Consider the following 20,481-nt stretch of genomic DNA (forward strand, 5'->3'; position numbering starts at 1 on the left):
TGCACCGCGGCGGCCGCTGCGGCCGCGCGGGCCTCGTCTTCCGCGCTCATGTCGTCGCCGGCGGCGTCCAGGCCGGCAGCCGGTGCGCCTGCGGCAGGCACGCCATACACCCACGCGCGTCCTTGATGAATCTTGACCTCGCCATTGCGCAAGGCGATCAGCTGCAAACGGTCCTCGGGATCGATCAGCAGGGTCATGCCGGGTTCGGCGGCATAGCGCCAACCATCCTGCTTTTGCACGCCCATGTAGTCGCTCTTGAAGGCGTGCAGCGTTTCAAGCCTGCCATCCAGCAGCGATGTGCCGCCCTGGGCGGCGCGCACCAGCCACACGCCCGGCGCCAGCAATTCCACGCGTTCGTAACGCTGCGCCGACAGCGGCTCGCCGCGCGCGTCCACGAACTCCCAGGCGCGGTCCCGGTTCACGGCCAGCACGTCGCCATCGCGCAGCGGCGGGGCGAGGGAGCGCAGCACTTGCGGACTGATCGCCCATGCGCCGCTTTGGTCCAGCAATCCCCACCAGCCCCCATAGCGCGAGTCGCGCGTCTGCGCCGGCAGATAGTCGCCGGTCGGCTCGGCCAGGGCCATCACCCCGTCGGGCAGCGCGGCCGGTTTGCCCGTGGTCATGTTCACAAGGCGAGGCGGCGTTGGAAGCTCCATCGCCGCCAGCTTCTGGCCGGCTTCAAAACCCCGGGTGCGCGTGCCCAGCGGAAAGGTCTTCACGACCTTGCCCTGGCGGTCGATCAGCACGTCGTGGCCGTCCTCTTCCGCCAGCGCGGTGCCTTCGGCGTTGAACCCGGTGGCGTCGCTGAAGCGCGGAGGGATCACCCAGCGTCCGCGGCTGTCGATGTAACCCCACACATCATCCTGGCTGACGGCGGCCAGCCCGTTCTGAAAGGCGCCGGCTTCCGTGAAAGCCGGCGCAATGGCCATGACGCCTTGCTTGTCGATATAGCCCCAGGCCGCGGAGTCGCCATCGGCGGTACCCACGAAGACGGCGGCCAAGCCTTCCTGGAAAGGCCGATGGCAAGACATGCCGGCGCCTTCGCCGAAGTTGTTGTACGCGCATTGCTGCATCCCGCTGGGTTGCGCATGCGCATTGCCCGCCGCCAGCAGCGCCGTGCCAGCCAGCGCCGCAACGAGCGCCAGCGGCTTGAACAGGGACGCCGCCGTCATTGCTTGCGGGCGCGGGCGAGAACCGCGGAAACGAAAATGCCAGACCGGGCGTGCCACATGATTCGATGCCTGCCGAAATGAGGGGAAGGCAGCACTGTAACCAGGGGTACCCGGGGACGGATCGGGAGATGTAACTGTTGAAAACCAAGCGTTAGCAACACCTTGGGTTGCACGCGAAAAATTGACCAACATCCGGCAATAGCGCCTAACGTGCGATCTTTTGCTCATCTTTGAAGCGCATTTTGGGCGCTGAGCCGTCGACTGCTCCGCCTCACTTTTCTACCCTGCTTGCGGAGGGTGACGGGGGCTTGCAACCCTGAGGCATCCGCACCGGCCAGAGCCGCTGTCCGGACGCGCCATGCAACGTGCGCACGCCGCACTGAATCTGGACGTACGCGAGCGCTCGGCCAGTGGGATCGATGATCCGCGATTCATTCGCGGTCGATACCACGGCGCGCCGGTTCGTGAACCCGGATACCACCTGGTACTGGGCCGGGATGACGAACTGGCCGTTGTGGCCGACGAATCCGTAGCCGCCGTCTGCGTAAGCGGGAGCCAGGCCCTCGCGTTGCGCGCCCAGTTCCCTGAACGCCGGGCCGTTCACTTTGCCCTTCAGGTCAACCGCACGCTGCCCGTCGTCCGGCAAATCCGTGACGGCGCGTCCGCCAGAAAACCCTGAAGCATGACCCTCGACGCTGAGCACGGTTTTGCCGTTCAGGTCCGCATAGTTCGTGGTCTTCCAGCCATCCGTCCAAGTATGTCGGAGCAGCCATGCGGAGCCGGGCGGCCATCGCCATTGGTCGCCCGCCAGGGTGGCGAGCGTGTTGCCGCTGGCGTCCATCACGTGCGTGGTCTTTCCATCCAGACGCAGGGCTCGGGCTGGCGAACCTTGGAAGGGCGTCACCGATGCCGGCGAGGGCGCGATTTGCCAGTTGCCCTGTCCATCCAGAAAACCCTGGCGCCTGCCGCGAATAACGGTCATCCAGTTACCTTTGTGGAAAAAGCTGGCGTCTTGCATGTCGATAGCGCTAGAGCCGTCGGACGAAATGATCCATCCCTGGCGGCCGTTGCCGGCATCGATGGCGCCGCTGCGTGATCGGGTGACATCAAGCCTGGGCTCGAACGAGGTCAATGCCCTGCCGTCCGAGTTGAAGAATGCGGCGAAGCGCTCGTCTGGAACGTCATCCACCCGCGAAATCAGCCACAGGTTGGCGTTGACGCGCCTGGCGCTCCGATGGGTGGGCGGGACGACCCATTTGCCCTGCAGGTCAATGACGCCCAGACGGTCGGTCCCAAGCGACGCGACCGCCTGACCATCGCGGAAGTCGGCGATGCTGCGAAATTGGGGTGCTGCCAGCTCCTTGCCCGCCACAAAATCGTACAGACCCCACGGTTCGCCATGAGCGGAAGTTTTCAAGTAGCGCGCAACGCCTGGCCCCACCACTTGCGCGTCAAAGCTCTCGGGAAGATCGTAGGCGTTGCCGTTGATGTCGATCATCCGGGCCACGCCATTGCCATAAATCGGTGCGTAGCCGTGGCGGAACATGCCGATGTGCTGCTGTTCTTGCAGATCGAGGGGGTTGCCGCGCTCGTCGAGCAACACCATGCCTGTCGCCGTACTGGCGGCGTACCGCAATGGGAATGGCCCCCCGTGCGTTGCGTTGTCATCCTCCTCGTCGCGTAGCACGATCAGTTCGATCCACGACGGATTCATCACAAGGGAGCCGTCTCCGAGTATCAAGCCGACGCCATTGCCGGATCCCTCGCACTGGCAGGAATCGGGCATGGATTTCACGATGGCCAGGGGGGCGTCCGGCGCGATCGCAGGGAACGATTTGACGCGCATCGTCTGTGCGGCCTTGACGGCTGGCGGCGAGAACAAGGTCTTGCCGTCCTTGTCCACGACAGTGAGCAGCTTGTTTTGCGCATCGAATAGCCAGAGCCGGTCATGCCGCATCGACACGCTATGGACTTGGGGCACCCAGTCCGCGCCCGACCCCGCCTGCAGCCAGGCGCCCGTGGGCGTCAGCAATCCGGCATTCGATTCGTTACTGTCGACCAATAGCAGAAATCCATCCTCAACCAGGGAAACGCGCACATCCTGTCCCAGCGCAATCGGGGCGGCTTGGCCGGGCACGAGGGCCATGGTGTTGCCGCCAGCGACGTAGAGGATTGTGTCGGTATACAACTGCGAGGTTTCAGCGTCCTGCGGCGTCAATGTGGCGACTTCGACGCCGTCGCCATTGAGGACGGCGTGGCCGCTGCCATCTCGCAGCGTTGCCGACCAGAACGCGCTGCCCACCAGATTCATGCTGGTGTAACGGTGGTCCGCGCCTATCAGCTTGCCTTGGGCCGTCACCATCACCCAACCCTCAGGCCCGTAACCGACTGCCGGCCCATCGGCGTGGCGGACATCGAGCCTGCGATAAACGGGCTGGACAATCCAGTTCCAATCATCGTCGATGACGCCGTACGTGCCATGGCGGTTCGAGGCGACGTACAGGCCGTTTTTACCGAGAGGCCGTTCCTCGATGATGCCCTTTCCGCCGTAGTGGTGCTCGCCCGTAACCGAACGGTGCTCGGGTAGGTAATCGATCGTGGCTCGCGCGGGAACGCCGTCGGAAATATGCACGGAGTACACGACTTCCTCGAATGGAGATCCCACGGGATTGCCCTGCCGATCGATCAGTAGCAGTCGTCCGTCAAGGAGGGCCACCGCAAGTCCGACCTCCGTCATGTCCTCTAACGTGTCGAACCGCGGGCGTACCGCCATCCGGCCGTTCTTATCGATGAATCCCCATTTGCCCTGCCATCGCACGGCGGCCAGGCCGTGGCGGAAGTCGCTTACCGCCTCGAAGATCGGCCGGATCGCCACACGGCCCTTTTCGTCCAGGAATCCCCAGGCGTGAGGTGCCGTGGACCGGTCGACGGGCAGGCCGTCGGTGGTTTCGAGGGCTGACGGCAGCAGTACGGCCGCCCGGCCGCCGGCGATGTCGCGGATGCAGCCGTTGGCGTAGCCGGGACGCGAGGCGGCGTAGTCCAGGAAAAAAGCGGGCGTGAACTTGGGGTTGCCCAGGCAGCTTTCGCGGTGGGATTGCGCCTGCGAGGGTAGTGCGGCGCTCGTCGCGGCGAGGGCGGCGGCGATACGGATAGTCAGTTGAATACGGGACGTCATGTTCATTCTGCAGCGGCGTTGGAAGTCAGCGGTCCGAATTTTCATTTCTCACCGCACATCAGCGGCGCCGTGGCGCTTTTCGTACGACGTGTAGAACCAGTCGCCGAACTGTTCATGCGTTTTCGGTGCTCTGTCGGACACGTGCTTGGCACGCCCTTTCGAGTCCAGCAGCACTAGCGTGCCATCGGGTCGCCTTCCCAGAAAAAGTCCGTTCTTGAGCGCATCCGGCTTGTCGATGTAGGCTTCGCTGGCGCGACCGGTGCGAAGATTGACGAGGTGATACTCGGTGTCACGACCGTAGGGGCGCGTGCCCGCTGAAACGTGCACGCTGACCGACATCATTCCCTGGCCCAGATATTGCAATTTGTGGGAGTCGTGCGTGGCGGGAATCACCCAGCGGCCCTCGCGGTTGACGACGCCCCAGCGTCCTTTATGCCGTGCCATGGCCCAGTCGCCGTCAATGGCTTGAATGTCTTCATGCACGGGCTTGATAACCAACGCGCCCTTGCGTATGTCCCAGATCCCCCAACGTTTCAACCGGTTCTCGTCCGTCGCCCGAAAGCGAAGCAAATCGCCTTCGATGAAGGATTCGCCTTCCATGACCATCGCGGGAACTGCCACTTTTTCGCCGCGAGCATCGATCAGGACGGCCTTTACGGGTTTCCGCTGGTGCAGGAATGCCCACGTGTAGGATCCGCTAAATTTGTTCATGCCGCGGTACAGCGGCTGCACAGCCCAGGACCCGTCCGGCGCGATCGCGCCGACGTTCCGGTCCTTCGTTATCGCCAACAGCGGCATCGTGACTCTGTACGTTTCGATGCGATGCCATTCCTCGTTGGTGACAAGCATTCCCGCCGCGGTCAGCAAACTGATTGGCGTGTCGAAATTCTTGCCCTGAACGACCGCCAACGGCATGTCTTTGTCGGTCTGCCGGTCCCCATAGTCGGGGTAGATCATGTCGATCAGATTTCCGCGCAGGGCTGCCACGGTCGCGTCATCGAGCAATGCACGACCATCCCGGCCGTAGATCTGGAAGAGCGCCACTTCGCTTGCGTGATCGTTTTTGGCCGTGTCTGCGTCTGGCTCGGCGCCGTCAGGCGTTTGCACGATACTGCCGAACACCCACGCGTAACCCCGGTGGATTTTCACCCGGCCGTTTCGCAATGGCAGGACGTGGACGCTGCCGGCCGGGTTGGCGAGTACGGTTGATTCCTTGCCTTCGGTGTAATGCCAACCTTCGTCCTCGGTCATTCGGAATTGCGCCGCAGCCAGCGTATGGATCAGTTCGAGGTTTCCGTCGAGCAGCATGGGGGCGCCGGCGTCGGGGTGCGCCAACCACAGGCCGGGCGACAGCAGAGCGATGCGTCGGTACGGACCAGACGGCAGGACCTCTCCGCGCGTGTCGAAGAACTGCCAGTGACCCTCACGCTGGGCCGCCACGACGCTGCCAGATTGGATTGGGGGGTTTGCGGCGCGCAGCACCTGCGGCGTGATCGTCCATCCTTTCTCAACGTGCAGCAGTCCCCACCGACTGCGGTAGCCCGGCGCTGACGTGCAGCCTGGAAAGTGGCTGTCCCCGGCGGCCTGGGGCGCGGCCAACGCGACGACATCGTGCGGCAGCTTGGCGGACTTGCGGGTCGCGGTATTGAAGAGGTGCGGGGGAGCCCGCATGTCAGCGGGGGCGATTGGCATGCACCATTCGGCCGTCGCTTCCAAGGGCAGCATCGACAGACCCGCCAACGCCGAGGCGACCGTGAACGACTTGAACGCGCATCCGGACTGCACCGCGCGTTGTCGAATCGTGTCGGAAACACCAACTACACCTGCTTGGATGAAGCTGAACGCCATGAGTAAGCCCGCGAAATGAAGGAACAGCGGACTGTAATAACGGCTCGGGCTGCAGCCTTCGGGAATATGTAATGGCGCGACGCTGAAAATCGTGAAAAGTAAACCGAATAACGCTCTCGAAGCCAAACGTGCTACCGCGTAATCAGATTCCCCCCATGCATGCAACCGACAAAAAATAATCGGTTGAATCTCCCGCGCGCCGGTTCTGTAATACACCCACTGCCTGCCCCGACGGGGCGACGTTCCCTGCAAGAGGTTCGCCATGCCAACCCCCCAAAAAACCTCCCTGGACGCATCCCAGCTCTGGCTGCTGGTCCTCGCCGGCGGCGTCGTCATGGGCCTTGCCCTGGGCGTGCGCCATGTACAGGGCCTGTTTCTCCTGCCCGTCACGATGGACCGGGGCTGGAGCCGAGAAACCTTCGCCATCGCCCTGGCCGTGCAGAACCTGACGTGGGGCATCGTGCAGCCCTTTACCGGCATGATTGCCGACCGATATGGCTCGGCCAAGGTGATTGCCGGCGGGCTGGTGTTCTACGCGCTGGGCCTTGCCGGCATGGCGCATGCCACGACGCCCGCAGCCTTCATGTGGACGGCGGGCGTGTGCATCGGGATCGCGCTGTCCGGCACGGCGTTCGCGGCCATTTACGGCGCGCTCAGCCGCCTGGTGCCGCCGGAGCGCCGCAGCTGGGCGCTGGGCGTGGCCGGGGCGGTCGGCGGACTGGGACAGTTCACGATGGTGCCGGCGGCCCAATGGCTGATCGGCGGCTGGGGCTGGGTCGCGGCGTTGCTGGCGTTCGCGGTGGTGTTGATGATCTTGCTGCCGCTGGCGTTTCCGCTGCGCGAGCCCGCGAACCGCGTGCGCGATGCGGCCGCGCCCGATGCAAACCTGTCGCTGACGGACGCCATCCGCGAGGCCTTCACGCGCCCCGGCTTCTGGCTGCTGAATCTGGGGTTCCTGGCGTGCGGATTCCAGCTTGCGTTCATCGGCACCCACTTGCCCGCCTACCTGATGGACAAGGGCTTGCGCGCGTCGGACGCGGTGGCGGCGCTGGCCATCATTGCGCTCACCAACGTCATGGGCACGTATGTCTGCGGCATCCTGGGCGCGCATCATCGGCGCAAGTATCTGCTTGCGGGCATCTACCTGGTGCGGACCGCGGCCATTGCACTCTTCGTGCTCGTGCCGCTATCCACGTGGTCGGTCTACGCGTTCGCGGCCGTGATGGGATTTGTGTGGCTGGGCACGGTGCCGCTCACCAATGGCCTTATCTCGCAGGTGTTCGGCGTGCGCTACATCACGACGCTCTTCGGCTTCGTGTTCTTCGGCCATCAGGTCGGTTCGTTTCTAGGCGTGTGGCTGGGCGGCGTGGTGTTCGAGGCCACGCGTTCCTATGACCTGATCTGGCTGGGCGCGATGGCGCTGGGCGTGCTGTCGGCCGCCTTGCACTGGCCGATCGACGACCGCGAGATCCAGCGCGTGCGTCCGGCAGGCGCTGTCGGATAGCCAGTGGGGGCGCGGCTAAGCCAGCCGGTGCTGCGTGCCCGCGCCCATGGTGATGTGCAGCATCCGGCAGGGTTCCATGACCTTGACCGTGTGCCATGCGCCCTTGGGAATGACGTAGGCGTCGCCGGCCAGCATCTTTACGATCTGGATGCCGGTGGGCCATTCAAGGTGCAGTTCCGCCGCGCCGGCCATCAGGCGTACGATCTCGTCGGCGCCCGGGTGCATCTCCCATTGCGGCCAGTCCGCCGCGAACTCGTATTCGGACACCAGCCAGCCGCGCCCGTATTTTTCAAGGTCTACCGGGGATTGGGACCAGAATTCGTCGCCGCCCGTCACGGTGGCGGCGGCGCCGGAGGCGTCCAGGTACACATAGTGCGACGTCAGGTCGATAGCCATGTTGCGCGTCCTCGGGTGTGGGGATCAGGGCAGTGTATGTCAGCGCGCGGGCTGTCACATCGTTGCGTTTATCATGTCTGCCATCGGCAACAGGGAGAGCACGCGATGAGCAAGGGATTCGAAGGGGTGCGCCCCGCATCCGAATCGTCCATCGAGATCGGTTTCTTCTTTGACGGCCGGCATTGTGTCGAGCGTATCCGGGTCAAGCCCACCGCCGCCAACCTCAAGCGTGCCGCTGACCGGCGCGTTGCCATCCTGGAGGCCATTGCGCGCGGGGACTTCGACTACGACGCCGAATTCCCCAAACGCGGCGCTAAGCCATCACAGGGTCCCGCATGACGAGCAACACGCAGCTTGAAATCCACGATCTGTCGCCTGATGCCTTCAACGCCTACGGGTGGATGCTGGGCAAGCCCATGCCGGACGGCAACGGCGTCCCGCTGTACACGCACCCGGCCACCGACTTCTGGCACGAACACCTTTTCAACACCGGCGCAGGCGGCGACGCTGAATTGCTGTGGGTCAATTACCGCAGCCAGTCCTTCGAGGTCGCCAGCCTTGAAAAGCATCTGCTGACGCAGCAGGCAATCGTTCCGCTGACCGGCAGCATCATCCAGATCGTGGCGCGCAGCGCCGCCGACGGCACGCCGGACCTGTCCACGCTTGCGGCCTTTCATGTGGCGCAGGGGCAGGGCGTGTGCATGCGGCCGGGCTGCTGGCACGCCACCCGCGTGGCGGGCGACGAGGTGACCTGCATGATGCTGACGCGGCGCTCGACGACGGTTGATCTGATCCAGCATCTGACCACTGACGCCAACGCCACCGAAAGCGCCATCACCGCGATTCCGGCACGCCAACTGGACGTGCCTCAGGATCTGTTGCAAAGCGCCTGAGGCAGGGTCATTCCGCTTCGCTGCAGTCGTACCCCAGGCGCGCGAACAAGGGCCATTTGTTGCGATAGCTGTCCGTCCAGCACATGCCGAAAAATGCGGCGAGCGGCGCATCGATCCGTTGCACTGACACTTGCGCGGCGGCTGCGGCATCCTTTGGGCAAAAGGCCTGGCCCGGCGTCGGGTATAGCGCGCCGTCCCAGATCGGCTGGTCGCAATGCTCGCAGAAATTGGACCATTCGCCGGACCGGGCCGGGTTTTCGCGGTAGAACGGCGCGATCGTGCGCAGGGTCTGCACCACCTCGGGGGCGAGCGCCCGGGTCGACGAGATCATCGCCGGACCGGGCATCGCCTGCCATTGCGCCGGCCCAAACAGCCAGTCACGAAACGCCTGCGGATCCAGGCCGGGGCTGTCCGCGTCGTCCTCGTCCAGTTCCAGTTCGCCCTCGGTGCTTTCATGGCCGGGCGGCACGGCCAGCGCCGCCACGCGCGTCAGTTTGCCGCAGGCCGCGCAGGGGTGCTCGGCCTGCAGCACAAAGTACGACGACGCGCGAATATTGAAAGCCTCTCCGTCCGGACCGGTCGTGCTGGAGTCTTGCGTTGCCATGCTGCTGTGTCTTTCCTGTTGCGTCGGCACGGTGCGCCGTTTCTTTGATATGCGGGGGAAATATGCCAGAATCCCCGGGAATTCGAGCCTGGCGCAGTACACGCCGCCGTCACCGGGCGCCCGCGCCATCCCGTCATGCCGGAGCCCTGAATGCGCCACCGCCAGATTAGCACCGCATTTCGCCGCGCCACCTGCCGTCCGTTCATCGGCCTCGTTGCCGCCGTCGCATTGGCGGGCGCCATGGCCGGATGCACCTTCAGGTCACCCGACGCCGCTTCCGGCTCGCAGTGGGTCGGCATCGAAGGCGTCACGGCGCAACAGGCGCGCAGCATCGCCCGCGAATCGTACCTGTACGGCGCGCCCATGGTCGCCAGTTACCAGGCCATGTATGTCTACAGCATCGACAAGACCGGCGCGCAGTACAAAGGGCCGCTGAACACCATCAATCCCATGGGAACCGCAGCCGCCGCGGCGGCCGGGCTGGATCCCGCCTATCTGTATTCGTACGCGGCCCTGGACCTGCGCGCCGAACCCGTCGTGGTCACCGTGCCCCGCTTGGAAAAGCGGCGCGATGTCTCGTTGCAGGTGATGGATCTGTACATGCACCACATCGGCGACCTTGGCTCGCGCGGGTTGGGCGGCGGCGCTTTTCTGGTTGCAGGACCGTCCTGGAAGGGCAAGGTTCCGCCCGGCATCACGAAGGTGATTCGCTCCGAGACCGAACTTGCCACGCTGGTGGCCCGCACGCAGCGCTTCAATCCCGCCGACCATGACAACGCCAAGGGCATCCAGTCGCGCTTCAAGGTCCAGACCTTGTCCGCGTTCCGCAACCGGGCTGCGCCTGCCGCGCCCGCGCGGGTGGAATGGATGGCGCCGGTTCCGCGCGCGCAGATGTATTCGTCGCTCGAGTTCTATGACGAACTGGCCTTCCTGTTGCGGTTCGCACCCGCGCACAAGTCCGAGACGATGCTGCGCGAGCGCATCGACAGCCTGGGATTGCGGCCCGGCGAGACCTACGACACGGCGACGTTGAATCCCGCGTTGCGGCGCGCGCTGCAAGAAGGCATGCACGATGCCCAGAACGATATCGACAAGAACCGTGCGGCAAAGGGCGCCGATACGGCCGCGCTGTTTGGCGATCGGGAGTCGTTGAAGAACAACTACCTTTCGCGCGCGACCGGTGCGCAGATGGGGTTGTTTGCGTTCGGCGGCCTGAGCGCGCCTAAGACGCCGCCCAAGCCACGGTAGGCGCGCATCGCATGAAGCGCAACTTCAACATCCACGACCTGCGCATCTTCTACGCCGTGGTCATGACTGGCTCGACGCGGCAGGCGGCGCTTGCCATGCACCTGACGCAGCCGGCGATCAGCCACGCGATCTCACGCCTCGAAAGCGCGACGGGCGTTCAGCTGTTCGACCGGTCGCACAAGACCCTGCGTCCCACGGAGGCAGGGCAGTACCTCTACAGCGAGGCCAAGTTCGTGCTCGATGAACTCGTGCGCATCGACGAGGCCTTGCACAGCATCGAACAATTCGGCGGGCGCGGACTGCGCATTGCTTCGTCGCCCGCGTTGGCGTTGGGCTATGCGCCCGACGCAGTGCGCCGCTATCTGGACATCAATGGCACGCGACCGTTCTCCATCGACGTGGAGTCTTCGATGCAAGTCATCAGCGCGGTGGAGACGATGCGCGCCGATTTCGGCCTGGGCGCCGTCGGCCGCGACAGCACGCGGCTGACCTTCACGCCGTTCCTGCGCGCGGACGTCATGGCGATTGCCCACTGCGAACACCCGCTGGCCGGACGCGACGCCATCACGGTCCTGGATATTCCGCCGGACACCTACGTCAAGCCGTTGTGGTCCGACTACGTCGTGGCGCAGGGCGACATCGCCGACTCGCTGCTGCTGCGGTCCGGTATGCAGGCGCACATGTCGTTGCTGCCGGGCACGGTGCGCGCGGTCAAGGGCATCAGCCTGGTCAACGCGTTGTCCGCGTCGGATATCGTGGCGTCGTTTCCGGACCTGGTGGCGGTGCCGCTCGCCTCGCGGCAATGGTTCGACTTCCTGCTCATCACGCGCGCCGAATCGCGCAACAACGAGCTGACCGCGCGGCTGCTGGATGCCTTGAGATCCACGGCGCAGGCGCGGCGGCAGGGCGTCTATGCGGAGACGATCGCGCTGCTGTAGCGGCGATCGGCTCCCCTTCATTGCGCCGGCGGCTGCCACGGCAGCGATTGCAGATCGCCGTCGATGCTGATTGCCTGGCCGCTGACCATGGCCCCGAAGGGACTGGCCAGAAACAACGCCATGTTGGCGATGTCCGCGGCGCGCACGAACTGCCGCAGGCTCACGCCTGACAGCTCCAGCCGGGTCTGTTCCTCCACTGACAAACCCATGTTCTTAGCTCGAGCCGCAATCACGCGGTCGATGCGCGGTCCGGCCACCAGTCCCGGCAGCAGCGCATTGACCCGGATGTTCAGCGGCCCCAGCTCCATCGCAAGCGATCGGGTCAGCCCCACGACGCCCCACTTCGTGGCGGCATACGGCGTGCGCATTGGCAGGCCCATCCGGCCCGCCACCGAACTGATGTTGATGATGCTGCCGCCGCCAGCCTCGCGCAGCGCGGGCAGCGCATGCCGCACGGTGTGGAATTGCGAGGCCAGGTTGATGTCCAGCGTCGCGTCCAGCTCCGCTTCCGTGATGTCGGCGATCCCGGCCGTGGGGCCTGCGATGCCGGCGTTGTTCACCAGCACGTCAAGCCCGCCAAGCTGCGACAGCGCGGTCTGCATGTAGCGGTCGATCTCGGCGCGGCTGCTGACGTCCGCGCGCGCCCAGGGGTGACGGCAGGTGGCCAGGGCCTGTTCATCGACATCGCACAGATGCACGTGTGCGCCGCGTTCCGCAAAGGCGTCGGCGAGCGCAGCGCCGATCCCCGAGGCGCCGGCCGTGACGATGACGCGTATTCCGGACAGATCGACGGGCAGGGTGGTGATGACTTCGGGCGTGCTCATAGGGGTGTTGGATTGGTTCATGGCATCAGGGCTTCATCAAGCGGCAGGTCGATTCCGCGGGCGACGTGTACACCTGATCGCCCGGCACGCGCGCCACCAGCTTGTAGTAATCCCACGGCGCCTTCGATTCCGCCGGCGTCTTCACCTGCATCAGGAACATGTCGTGCACCATCAGTCCGTCCGCGCGAATCTTGCCGTCCTTGACGAAGAAGTCGTTCACCGGATTGGCCTTCAGCCACTTCATGATGGTGTCGCCGTCGGTGCTCTTGGTGGCTTCCACCGCTTTCAGATAGGTCGTCGCCGCGGAATAGTCGCCGGCCTGCAGCATCGAAGGCTTCTTCTTCATCACGGCCTCGAAGCGCGACGCCCATTTGCGCGACGCGTCGTCCTGATCCCAGTACCACGCCGTGGTCAGGTACATGTTCTGCGCCGCTTGCAGGCCCAGCGCATGCACGTCGGTGATCAGCACCAGCAGACCGGCGATCTTCATCTTGGGCGTCAGGCCGAACTCGTTGGCCGCCTTGACCGCATTGCTGGTGTCGCTGGCGGAATTGGCCAGCCCCAGCACCTGAGCGCCTGAGGCCTGCGCCTGCAGAATGAACGACGAGAAATCGGCCGTATTCAACGGATGCCGCACCCGGCCCTTGGCGTTGCCGCCGTCGTCCTGCACCACCTTCGAGGCGTCCCGCTCCAGCGCATGGCCAAACGCGTGGTCCACCGTCAAGAAAAACCAGTCCTTGTTGCCTTCCTTCATCATCGCGCGCGCCGTACCGCGCGCCAGCGATACCGTGTCGTAGACGTAATGCACCGTGTAGGGCGTGCACTGCGAATTCGTCAGTTCCGACGCGCCCGCGCTCACCACGAAGAACGGCGTCTTCTTCTCCTCGGCCACCTTCGCCATCGCCAGCGCCGCCGCCGAATTTGCGCCTGCGATCAGCATGTTCACGCCGCGCTGATCCAGCCATTCGCGGGCACGTGACGATGCAATATCCGCCCGGTTCTGATGGTCCGCGACCAGCACCTCCACCTTCTTGCCGGCCACCGTGCCGCCCAAGTCCGCGATCGCCATCTTGATCGCCTCGGCGCCGCCCGGTCCATCGGCGTCGGCCGACAGCCCCGACATATCCGTGATGAATCCGATTCGGATGACCCCGTCATCGGCTTGGGCCACGCCCGCCATACCCAACAGCGCGGCCAAGGCCGTCGCGTGCAACGTCTTTTTCATGTCTCGTCTCTCCACTGGATGGATGTGTATTTTCAGAACGCGACGTTGCCGCGTCCCTTCAGTTGCAGCGTCTCGCGCGCATCGTCAGGCGTCGCGATCTGCAAGCACAGATCTTCCAGAATGCGCCGGATGCGGCGCACCTGGTCTGCGTTGGACTGTGCCAGTTCGCCGGGACCGTCCCACAACGAATCCTCCAGTCCCACGCGCACGTTCCCGCCCATCGTGGCCGCCATCGTGGCCAGCGGCGTCTGCTTGCGCCCCGCGGCCAGCACCGACCAGATGTAATCGTCGCCAAACAAACGGTCTGCCGTGCGCTTCATCATCATCACGTCCTCGGGATGCGTGCCGATGCCGCCGCGGATGCCGAACACCGACTGGATCAGAAACGGCGGCTTGAGCAGCTTGCGGTCCACGAAATGCGCGGCGGTGTACAGGTGGCCGATGTCGTAGCACTCGATCTCGAAGCGCGTCCCGTTGTCGCTGCAAGACGTGAGGATGTGCTCGATGTCCTTGAACGTGTTGCGAAAGATCAGGTCATTGCTGCCTTCGAGATAAGGCCGTTCCCAGGCGTGCTTGAATTCCTTGAACCGTTCCAGCAGTTCATACATCCCGAAGTTCATCGACCCCATGTTCAGCGACGCCACCTCGGGCTTGAACCGCAGCGCCGGCGCCATGCGCTCGGCGATCGGCAGCACCGGCGAACCGCCGGTCGTGATGTTGACCACCACATCCGACGCCTCCTTGATGCGCGGCAGGAACTGCGCGTACAAGGCCGGATCCTGCGTAGGCTGGCCGGTGGCCGGCTGCCGCGCGTGCAGATGCACGATGGCCGCGCCCGCCGCGGCGGCATCCAGCGCGGACTGTGCGATCTGGTCGGGGGTGACGGGCAGATGGGGCGACATCGACGGCGTGTGGACCGAACCGGTGATGGCGCAGGTGATGATGACCTTCCTGGACTTTTTCATGGGCCTCTGGCGCGGTGTGATCGCGCTGTGGATTCTTGTGGCCCCGGCTGTCTCCTCCGGGTGTGGGCCATTCTGTCGCAGGCCTTCGGGTCCTGTCACCTGAACAGAAATTATCAATTGATAGGAAATCCGGTGCTGCGGTGCAGCGTGCGGGGTGCGCTGGCGCCAGGCGAAAAAAAGCCGCCGCCAGGATCGCTCCTGGCGGCGGCTTTTTGAACCGATATGGCTGCGGGACCTTAGTCCTTGCGGCTGGTCACTTCAACCAGGTGGTAGCCGAACTGGGTCTTCACCGGACCTTGCACTTCGCCGACCGGGGCGCTGAACACGACGGTGTCGAATTCCTTGACCATCTGGCCCGGGCCGAAGGTGCCCAGATTGCCACCGTCGCGGCTCGACGGGCAGCTCGAGTTTTCCTTGGCGAGCTGGGCGAAGTCAGCGCCATTCTCGATGGCGGTCTTGAGTTCGTTGGCCTTCGCTTCGGTGGAAACGAGGATGTGACGGGCGGAGGCTTGTGCCATGAGGGAACTCCTTGCAGACTGATTTGGGGAGGGGAGAGTAACGCATTTGGGCGTCCTGACTACGTTGCCATCATAAATCGGGTTCATGACGACGCCGGTCGATACTTCTACTTCTTGCACGAGCTTTCAATTGATTCTTAAGACTTCGCTACTATTACAAAAGATAACAATAGGAGCGAAGGATGAATTTCTGGTGGGTGAATCACAGCAAGTCTTACCGCGCTGAACTTGCGGGCGGATATATCTGGTGCCCGCAAGTTCATCCCGGAGATGTACAGCGGACACCGTGGCTCAACGTCGCAAGAGTTCTTCCGGGCGACATGATCATCTCCTACGCCAAGCAACACGTTCGAGCCGTTGGTATTGCGACATCGGCGGCGTTTGATTCGCCACCTAAGCCTGGGTACGCGGAGAACGGCTGGAAGGACTTGGGGTGGGAGGTAACAGTGAAGTGGGAGTTGTTGCCGTTACCCTTCTCGTTGAAGCCCTTCGTCGAGACCATCAGCTCATTCTTAGCTTCGAAGAACGCGCCTTTAAAGTCCAATGGCGATGCACAGTTGGCATACCTAACGTCAATCAGTAGACAGTTTGGGGACTGGCTAATTCGAAATGTAGGTGTAAACGAGGCTTTGGTCCTCGATATGTCCGTGGAAGCGGAGGTCAATGCCGAAGATGTTCCACCCACTCAAAAGGTCCGGTTGTACCAGGCTCGCTTAGGACAAGGCATTTATCGACGGGAAGTATTGCTGTTGGAACCCAGATGCCGGCTCACAGGGGTTTCCAATCCGAATTTCCTGATCGCAAGTCATATCAAGCCATGGCGGGATAGCTCTAACTCTGAGCGATTGGATGGGCACAATGGATTGATGCTGGCTCCGCACGTGGACCGACTTTTTGACCAAGGTTGGATTTCGTTCGAAGACTCTGGGAGGCTGTTGGCCGTCCCTGAAGTCGAGCCGATCATTACAGCGTGGGGACTCACTGCAAGATCAAACGTCGGCGTCTTTTCTCGCCAAACTTCGGGATACCTCAAGTTTCATCGAGATCAAGTATTCAGAGGCCACTAACCCCCCCTTGAAATTGCGAGAACCAGATCTGTAGGATGTGTAAGACGTCAGACGCTATTTCCCCATTTTCGCGCTCGTACCACGTGCAACTGGTTGGAGAAGTATCGAGATGACCGACTAAAAGCTAAAAGGGTTTTCATGTCTGTTCCAACCTATGATCAGTTTATTGAGCCGATCCTCCGCTTCCTCGCTTCTAAGCCGGACGGGTCTCCTACCCACGAGGTTCACGAAGCGGCGGCAGCGGCATTAGACCTAACAGCTGAGCAGAAGCAAAAGCTCATTAGTAGCGGACAGCCCACCTATAAGAACCGCGCGAATTGGGCGCACGATCGACTGAAGCGTGCGGGGCTTTCTACAAGCGAACGGCGTGGATATTGGAAGCTGACTGACAAGGGGCACGCGTTCGCCGGTGAGCACTCGACCCCGCTGTCTGGCGACACTGTTGCGCATTTGGCCGTTGATTATTTGGCCGTTAGATTAAAGGCAGGCGAAGGCTCAATTGGCACAGGGAATGCAGTTGACGACGACGTTGTCGACTCTCCTGTCACGATGAGTCCGGATGATCGTTTAGAACAAGCGCTAAAGGAGCTACGCGCGGCAACGGCGGCAAGTCTTATCGAACGTCTTCTTCAGGTATCCCCCACACGCTTCGAATTGATCGTGCTGGACGTGTTGCATAGTCTCGGTTATGGCGCCAGCAGAGACGATGTGCGACGCGTTGGTGGTTCAGGAGACGGGGGAATAGACGGTGTGATTGCCTTGGATAAATTAGGCTTGGACAAAGTGTACGTTCAAGCGAAACGCTGGCAGGGCTCGGTAGGCAGGGTCGAAGTGCAGAATTTTTATGGCGCGTTAGCGGGCCAAAAGGCAAAGCGCGGCGTGTTCATTACCACTTCTACTTTCAATTCGAATGCCATCGAATATGGCAAGTCTGTTGAAGGGATCGTTCTCGTCGATGGACTCGAGCTCGTCGGGCTCATGATGGACCATGAGGTGGGCGTCTCGTCTCGATCCCTCAAAATTCCGAAGTTGGACTCAGACTACTTCGACGACGATTGATCCCAAGTGGGGAGCAAGAGGCAGGCCCCCACGGCCACGTTGAAGAACGTGCCGGGAGCGGAAGGGAGGATCGTTCGCTCGCCGCCGAGGGAGCTGACGTTCGACGGTTTCCCACATCCGCACTTCCCCTAATACCTCCCCCATCCTTATACGATTATCGTATTTTCAACGCGCCCTCCCGGGGAGCGTCCACAGCCGAGGCAACGCGGGCTGGCAATGAGATGCACGTTTTCGGACGAGACTTCCTATGCCTGATTCAGCTTCCCGAGTACTGTTGAAAAGAGAGTCGGTCGCGCCGTTCTCGTCGGAGCCCAATCTGACGGACCGCGTCACCGAGATGCTGCTGGATGAGATTACCAGCGGCGACTACCAAGTTGGCGAGGTCTTGCCGCCTGAGCAGACCATCGCAAACCGGCTTGGCGTTTCGCGCACCGTGCTGCGCGAAGCGGTTTCCCGCCTGAAGGGCGATGGCATCGTACAAAGCAAGCAGGGCCGTGGGCTGACCGTCATGCAGACGGCGCGGCCGTCTGTGTTGCGCATGCAGGCGGCGGATATTGGCGATGCGGATCAGGTGTTGCGCATCGTGGAGTTGCGCCGGGGCTTCGAGATCGAGGCGGCGCCGCTGGCGGCGGCTCGGCGGGACGAGGACGATCTGGCCGCGATGCGGCTGGCGCTGCGCAAGATGGCCGACGCGATTGCGTCCGGCGACGTGGCGGTCGGGGTGGATGCCGACATGGAGTTCCACCGCTGCGTGGCGCGCGCCACGCGCAATGAACACTATCTGAATTTCTTCGATTTCCTGGCGGTGTTGCTCAAGAAGAACTTGCGCGTCTCGCGCTCGCGTTCGGCCAAGATCGCGGGGCGCGGGGCGCAGGCGCAGAAGGAGCATGAAGCGCTGTTTGCCGCCATTGAGAAAGGCGACGTGGAGTTGGCGCGGCAGCACGCGCGCATGCACGTCGACAACACGGAAGCACGTCTGCGTACAGCGGCGGCCACGGCGGACAAGCCGTAGGCGCCCATTAAGGGCATCCTCCAAGGGGAAGTGGTGATGGGTCAGAAGACGATCGATGAGTTGGTGCGCGCCGACGAGGGACTGGTCAGCCGGTCCATCTTCGTGGACGACGAGATCTTTCAGCAGGAGCTGAAGCAGATCTTCTCGCGAGCGTGGCTGTTTGTGGGGCACGAAAGCCTGGTCCCCAAGCCGGACGACTACTTTGTCTCGCGCATGGGCACGGAATCCGTGATCCTGACGCGCGACCGGCAGGGGCAGATCCAGGTCATGCTCAATAGCTGTGCGCATCGCGGCATGAAGCTGTGTCGCTATGACCACGGCAACAACCGGACCTTCACCTGTCCGTACCATGGCTGGAGTTTTTCCACCGACGGCAAGCTCGTGGAGCGGCCCGGCGAGCTGGTGGGCGTACCCGGCCACGCGACGCACTACAAGGGCGAGCTCGACAAAAAGCAGTGGGGCCTGAAGACGGTGGCGCAGGTGGTGAATTACAAGGGCGCCATCTGGGCAACGTGGGATCCCAACGCGCCGCCGTTCCTGGACTACATCGGCAATATGCGCCTGTACCTGGATGCGGCGCTGGATCATCGCAATGGCAGCCCGGGCGGCTCCGAGGTGATCGGCGGCGTGCAGAAGTGGCGCGTGAAGTGCAATTGGAAGTTCGCGCCCGAAAACTTCATTGGCGATCTGTACCACGACATCAGCCACCGCTCGGTGGACATCGTGGGCATCGGACCGGGTGGCGGAAAAGGCCGGCGTGATGCGTCGGCCACGCGCTCGGCGATCTGTTTTCCGGAGCTGGGGCACGGTCTTCTGGGCCGCTTGCCGTTCTACGAAGAAGGCCCCTACGCGCCGCAATACGGCCGCTATCCGGAGGTGGAAGCCTACTACCGCGAGATCCATGAACAGCGCGAACGCACGCTGGGTTCGGCGATGCGGGTGCAGACCAGCGTCGGCACGATCTTCCCGAACATGTCGTTCCACGGCCGCCAGCCGCGCACGCTGGCGGTGTTTCATCCGATCAGCTCGACCGAGATGGAAATGTGGCGCATGTATCTGGTGGACAAGGATGCGCCGGAAGCCGTCAAGGAAGCGGCGCGGCATTATTTCCTGCGCTATTCCGGGCCGGGCGGCATGACGGAATCGGACGACATGGAGAACTGGACCGGCGCCACCGAGGCCAGCATGGGTGCGATGGCGCGCGAGCTCTTCTTCAACTACCAGATGGGCGTGGGCCATCGGCAGGACGTGCCCGAGATTCCCGGCTGTGCGGTCAACGGGGAATACACCGAGGAAAACGCGCGGATCTACTACCGGCGCTGGGCGCAGTTCATGAACGGCCTGTCCTGGGACCAACTGATGGCGGGCGCGGCGCGCCTGGAGGAGGCGGCATGAACGCACCCATCGAGAACGCGCCGCCCGTGGCGCAGGACGACAGCGTGGACGACATGCTGCTGTGGTGGGAAGCGCAGCGCTTTCTGCACTACGAGGCCGATCTGCTGGACCACCGCGAGTTCGACAAGTGGCTCAGCCTCTTGGACGAGGCCATCATGTATCGCATGCCGCTGACGCGCAACGTTCGCCGCGACGCGATGGCGCAGGAATACTCGGGCAGGCAGGATGCCGCCTGGTTCGACGAAGGCATCGACACGCTGCGCCAGCGCGTCGCGCAGATCAAGACGGGCATTCACTGGGCCGAAGAGCCGGCCTCGCGCGTGTCCCATCTGGTGACCAACATCCGCGTGCTGGACGTGACGCCAGACGATAACGGCGGCGACCTGGTGCGCGTGCGGTCGCGCTTTCTGATCTACCAGAACCGCCTGCAATCCGAAGTGAATCTGTTCGTGGGCAAGCGCGAGGACGTGCTGCGCAGGCGCGACGGGCGCTTCACGATTCTGTCGCGGGAAATCCACCTGGACCAGAACGTTCTCTTATCGAAGGCGCTGACGATCTTCTTCTAGCGCGCCATTGCCGGAGCCGGCCCGTCTGCCGGCGTTCGATGGTTTTCCTTCCACTCGGGGCCTGACCGCCGA

General features: G+C 63.3%; 19 protein-coding genes. 10 read left to right on the forward strand and 9 right to left on the reverse strand.

The genetic code is table 11. The features are described 5' to 3' along the window. From RT697_RS07835 to RT697_RS07845, 3 genes are all read right to left on the reverse strand, one after another. On the reverse strand, positions 1–1,172 hold a 1,172-nt coding region (locus tag RT697_RS07835; protein WP_313697927.1), incomplete at its 3' end, for a WG repeat-containing protein. Positions 1,173–1,443: 271 nt separating this feature from the next. After that, the gene (locus RT697_RS07840; protein ID WP_313697929.1) at positions 1,444–4,347 is read right to left on the reverse strand and encodes a WG repeat-containing protein; all 2,904 of its coding nucleotides are present in this window, start codon (positions 4,345–4,347) and stop codon (positions 1,444–1,446) included. 48 nt (positions 4,348–4,395) lie between these two features. Continuing rightward, positions 4,396–6,459, reverse strand: coding sequence for a hypothetical protein (locus tag RT697_RS07845; protein ID WP_313697931.1), 2,064 nt, complete (start codon positions 6,457–6,459; stop codon positions 4,396–4,398). On the opposite strand from RT697_RS07845, the gene RT697_RS07850 reads away from it, so the two are divergent. Continuing rightward, positions 6,458–7,699, forward strand: coding sequence for an MFS transporter (locus RT697_RS07850; protein WP_313697933.1), 1,242 nt, complete (start codon positions 6,458–6,460; stop codon positions 7,697–7,699). The genes RT697_RS07845 and RT697_RS07850 overlap by 2 nt on opposite strands. Positions 7,700–7,714: 15 nt before the next feature. Here RT697_RS07850 and RT697_RS07855 read toward each other — a convergent pair whose 3' ends face one another. Continuing rightward, entirely contained in the window at positions 7,715–8,095 is a 381-nt protein-coding gene (locus RT697_RS07855) for a cupin domain-containing protein (protein ID WP_313697934.1), read from the reverse strand. Positions 8,096–8,200: 105 nt separating this feature from the next. Here RT697_RS07855 and RT697_RS07860 point away from each other — a divergent pair, with 105 nt between their 5' ends. Further along, positions 8,201–8,434, forward strand: a complete 234-nt coding sequence (locus RT697_RS07860; RefSeq protein ID WP_105240860.1) for an Arm DNA-binding domain-containing protein — start codon at positions 8,201–8,203, stop codon at positions 8,432–8,434. Then, complete coding sequence (locus tag RT697_RS07865; protein ID WP_313697936.1) at positions 8,431–8,988, forward strand: ureidoglycolate lyase; 558 nt, start codon at positions 8,431–8,433, stop codon at positions 8,986–8,988. Before RT697_RS07860 ends, RT697_RS07865 begins: the two co-directional genes overlap by 4 nt. 7 nt (positions 8,989–8,995) lie before the next feature. On the opposite strand, the gene RT697_RS07870 is transcribed toward RT697_RS07865, so the two are convergent. Continuing rightward, positions 8,996–9,592 carry a hypothetical protein gene (locus RT697_RS07870; protein ID WP_313697938.1) on the reverse strand — a complete coding sequence of 199 codons (597 nt, stop codon included), beginning with the start codon at positions 9,590–9,592 and terminating at the stop codon, positions 8,996–8,998. Positions 9,593–9,742: 150 nt separating this feature from the next. On the opposite strand from RT697_RS07870, the gene RT697_RS07875 reads away from it, so the two are divergent. Both RT697_RS07875 and RT697_RS07880 read left to right on the forward strand, forming a co-directional pair. Next, positions 9,743–10,840, forward strand: a complete 1,098-nt coding sequence (locus RT697_RS07875) for a DUF1254 domain-containing protein (RefSeq protein ID WP_313697939.1) — start codon at positions 9,743–9,745, stop codon at positions 10,838–10,840. Positions 10,841–10,851: 11 nt separating this feature from the next. Continuing rightward, a complete protein-coding gene (locus RT697_RS07880; RefSeq protein WP_313697941.1) occupies positions 10,852–11,778 on the forward strand; it encodes a LysR family transcriptional regulator in 927 nt (308 codons plus the stop codon). A 17-nt stretch (positions 11,779–11,795) separates the two neighbouring features. Here the strand turns inward: RT697_RS07880 and RT697_RS07885 are convergent, their stop codons facing one another. The 4 genes from RT697_RS07885 to RT697_RS07900 form a co-directional block, all read right to left on the reverse strand. Beyond that, the gene (locus tag RT697_RS07885) at positions 11,796–12,623 is read right to left on the reverse strand and encodes an SDR family oxidoreductase (protein WP_313697943.1); all 828 of its coding nucleotides are present in this window, start codon (positions 12,621–12,623) and stop codon (positions 11,796–11,798) included. 4 nt (positions 12,624–12,627) lie between these two features. Then, positions 12,628–13,827, reverse strand: a complete 1,200-nt coding sequence (locus RT697_RS07890) for an ABC transporter substrate-binding protein (protein WP_313697945.1) — start codon at positions 13,825–13,827, stop codon at positions 12,628–12,630. 32 nt (positions 13,828–13,859) lie between these two features. Then, the gene (locus RT697_RS07895; protein ID WP_313697947.1) at positions 13,860–14,792 is read right to left on the reverse strand and encodes a 3-keto-5-aminohexanoate cleavage protein; all 933 of its coding nucleotides are present in this window, start codon (positions 14,790–14,792) and stop codon (positions 13,860–13,862) included. A 236-nt stretch (positions 14,793–15,028) separates the two neighbouring features. Next, complete coding sequence (locus RT697_RS07900; protein WP_006385706.1) at positions 15,029–15,310, reverse strand: peptidylprolyl isomerase; 282 nt, start codon at positions 15,308–15,310, stop codon at positions 15,029–15,031. 182 nt (positions 15,311–15,492) lie between these two features. Between RT697_RS07900 and RT697_RS07905 the strand changes: the two genes are divergently transcribed. The 5 genes from RT697_RS07905 (at position 15,493) to RT697_RS07925 (ending at position 20,409) form a co-directional block, all read left to right on the forward strand. Continuing rightward, a complete protein-coding gene (locus RT697_RS07905; protein ID WP_313697949.1) occupies positions 15,493–16,377 on the forward strand; it encodes an HNH endonuclease in 885 nt (294 codons plus the stop codon). A gap of 138 nt (positions 16,378–16,515) precedes the next feature. Continuing rightward, positions 16,516–17,436 (forward strand): restriction endonuclease, encoded by a 921-nt coding sequence (locus RT697_RS07910; RefSeq protein ID WP_313697950.1) that lies wholly within the window; start codon positions 16,516–16,518, stop codon positions 17,434–17,436. Positions 17,437–17,710: 274 nt separating this feature from the next. Further along, the gene (locus RT697_RS07915) at positions 17,711–18,448 is read left to right on the forward strand and encodes a FadR/GntR family transcriptional regulator (RefSeq protein ID WP_313697952.1); all 738 of its coding nucleotides are present in this window, start codon (positions 17,711–17,713) and stop codon (positions 18,446–18,448) included. Between the two features lie 36 nt (positions 18,449–18,484). Then, the gene (locus RT697_RS07920) at positions 18,485–19,843 is read left to right on the forward strand and encodes a Rieske 2Fe-2S domain-containing protein (RefSeq protein ID WP_313697954.1); all 1,359 of its coding nucleotides are present in this window, start codon (positions 18,485–18,487) and stop codon (positions 19,841–19,843) included. Next, entirely contained in the window at positions 19,840–20,409 is a 570-nt protein-coding gene (locus RT697_RS07925; protein WP_313697956.1) for a 3-phenylpropionate/cinnamic acid dioxygenase subunit beta, read from the forward strand. The genes RT697_RS07920 and RT697_RS07925 overlap by 4 nt, the downstream gene beginning before the upstream one ends. Positions 20,410–20,481: the final 72 nt, after the last annotated feature.

The sequence above is a fragment of the Achromobacter sp. genome, assembly GCF_032113835.1.
Taxonomy (GTDB): domain Bacteria; phylum Pseudomonadota; class Gammaproteobacteria; order Burkholderiales; family Burkholderiaceae_B; genus Achromobacter.

Bases quoted from the DNA above. Each gene is read 5' to 3' on its own strand.
- RT697_RS07845 (WP_313697931.1), bottom strand. From the start codon at position 6,459: ATGGCGAACCTCTTGCAGGGAACGTCGCCCCGTCGGGGCAGGCAGTGG.
- RT697_RS07900 (WP_006385706.1), bottom strand. From the start codon at position 15,310: ATGGCACAAGCCTCCGCCCGTCACATCCTCGTTTCCACCGAAGCGAAG.
- RT697_RS07855 (WP_313697934.1), bottom strand. From the start codon at position 8,095: ATGGCTATCGACCTGACGTCGCACTATGTGTACCTGGACGCCTCCGGC.
- RT697_RS07850 (WP_313697933.1), top strand. From the start codon at position 6,458: ATGCCAACCCCCCAAAAAACCTCCCTGGACGCATCCCAGCTCTGGCTG.
- RT697_RS07865 (WP_313697936.1), top strand. From the start codon at position 8,431: ATGACGAGCAACACGCAGCTTGAAATCCACGATCTGTCGCCTGATGCC.
- RT697_RS07905 (WP_313697949.1), top strand. From the start codon at position 15,493: ATGAATTTCTGGTGGGTGAATCACAGCAAGTCTTACCGCGCTGAACTT.
- RT697_RS07895 (WP_313697947.1), bottom strand. From the start codon at position 14,792: ATGAAAAAGTCCAGGAAGGTCATCATCACCTGCGCCATCACCGGTTCG.
- RT697_RS07880 (WP_313697941.1), top strand. From the start codon at position 10,852: ATGAAGCGCAACTTCAACATCCACGACCTGCGCATCTTCTACGCCGTG.
- RT697_RS07870 (WP_313697938.1), bottom strand. From the start codon at position 9,592: ATGGCAACGCAAGACTCCAGCACGACCGGTCCGGACGGAGAGGCTTTC.
- RT697_RS07925 (WP_313697956.1), top strand. From the start codon at position 19,840: ATGAACGCACCCATCGAGAACGCGCCGCCCGTGGCGCAGGACGACAGC.
- RT697_RS07890 (WP_313697945.1), bottom strand. From the start codon at position 13,827: ATGAAAAAGACGTTGCACGCGACGGCCTTGGCCGCGCTGTTGGGTATG.
- RT697_RS07885 (WP_313697943.1), bottom strand. From the start codon at position 12,623: ATGAACCAATCCAACACCCCTATGAGCACGCCCGAAGTCATCACCACC.
- RT697_RS07910 (WP_313697950.1), top strand. From the start codon at position 16,516: ATGTCTGTTCCAACCTATGATCAGTTTATTGAGCCGATCCTCCGCTTC.
- RT697_RS07840 (WP_313697929.1), bottom strand. From the start codon at position 4,347: ATGACGTCCCGTATTCAACTGACTATCCGTATCGCCGCCGCCCTCGCC.
- RT697_RS07920 (WP_313697954.1), top strand. From the start codon at position 18,485: ATGGGTCAGAAGACGATCGATGAGTTGGTGCGCGCCGACGAGGGACTG.
- RT697_RS07860 (WP_105240860.1), top strand. From the start codon at position 8,201: ATGAGCAAGGGATTCGAAGGGGTGCGCCCCGCATCCGAATCGTCCATC.
- RT697_RS07875 (WP_313697939.1), top strand. From the start codon at position 9,743: ATGCGCCACCGCCAGATTAGCACCGCATTTCGCCGCGCCACCTGCCGT.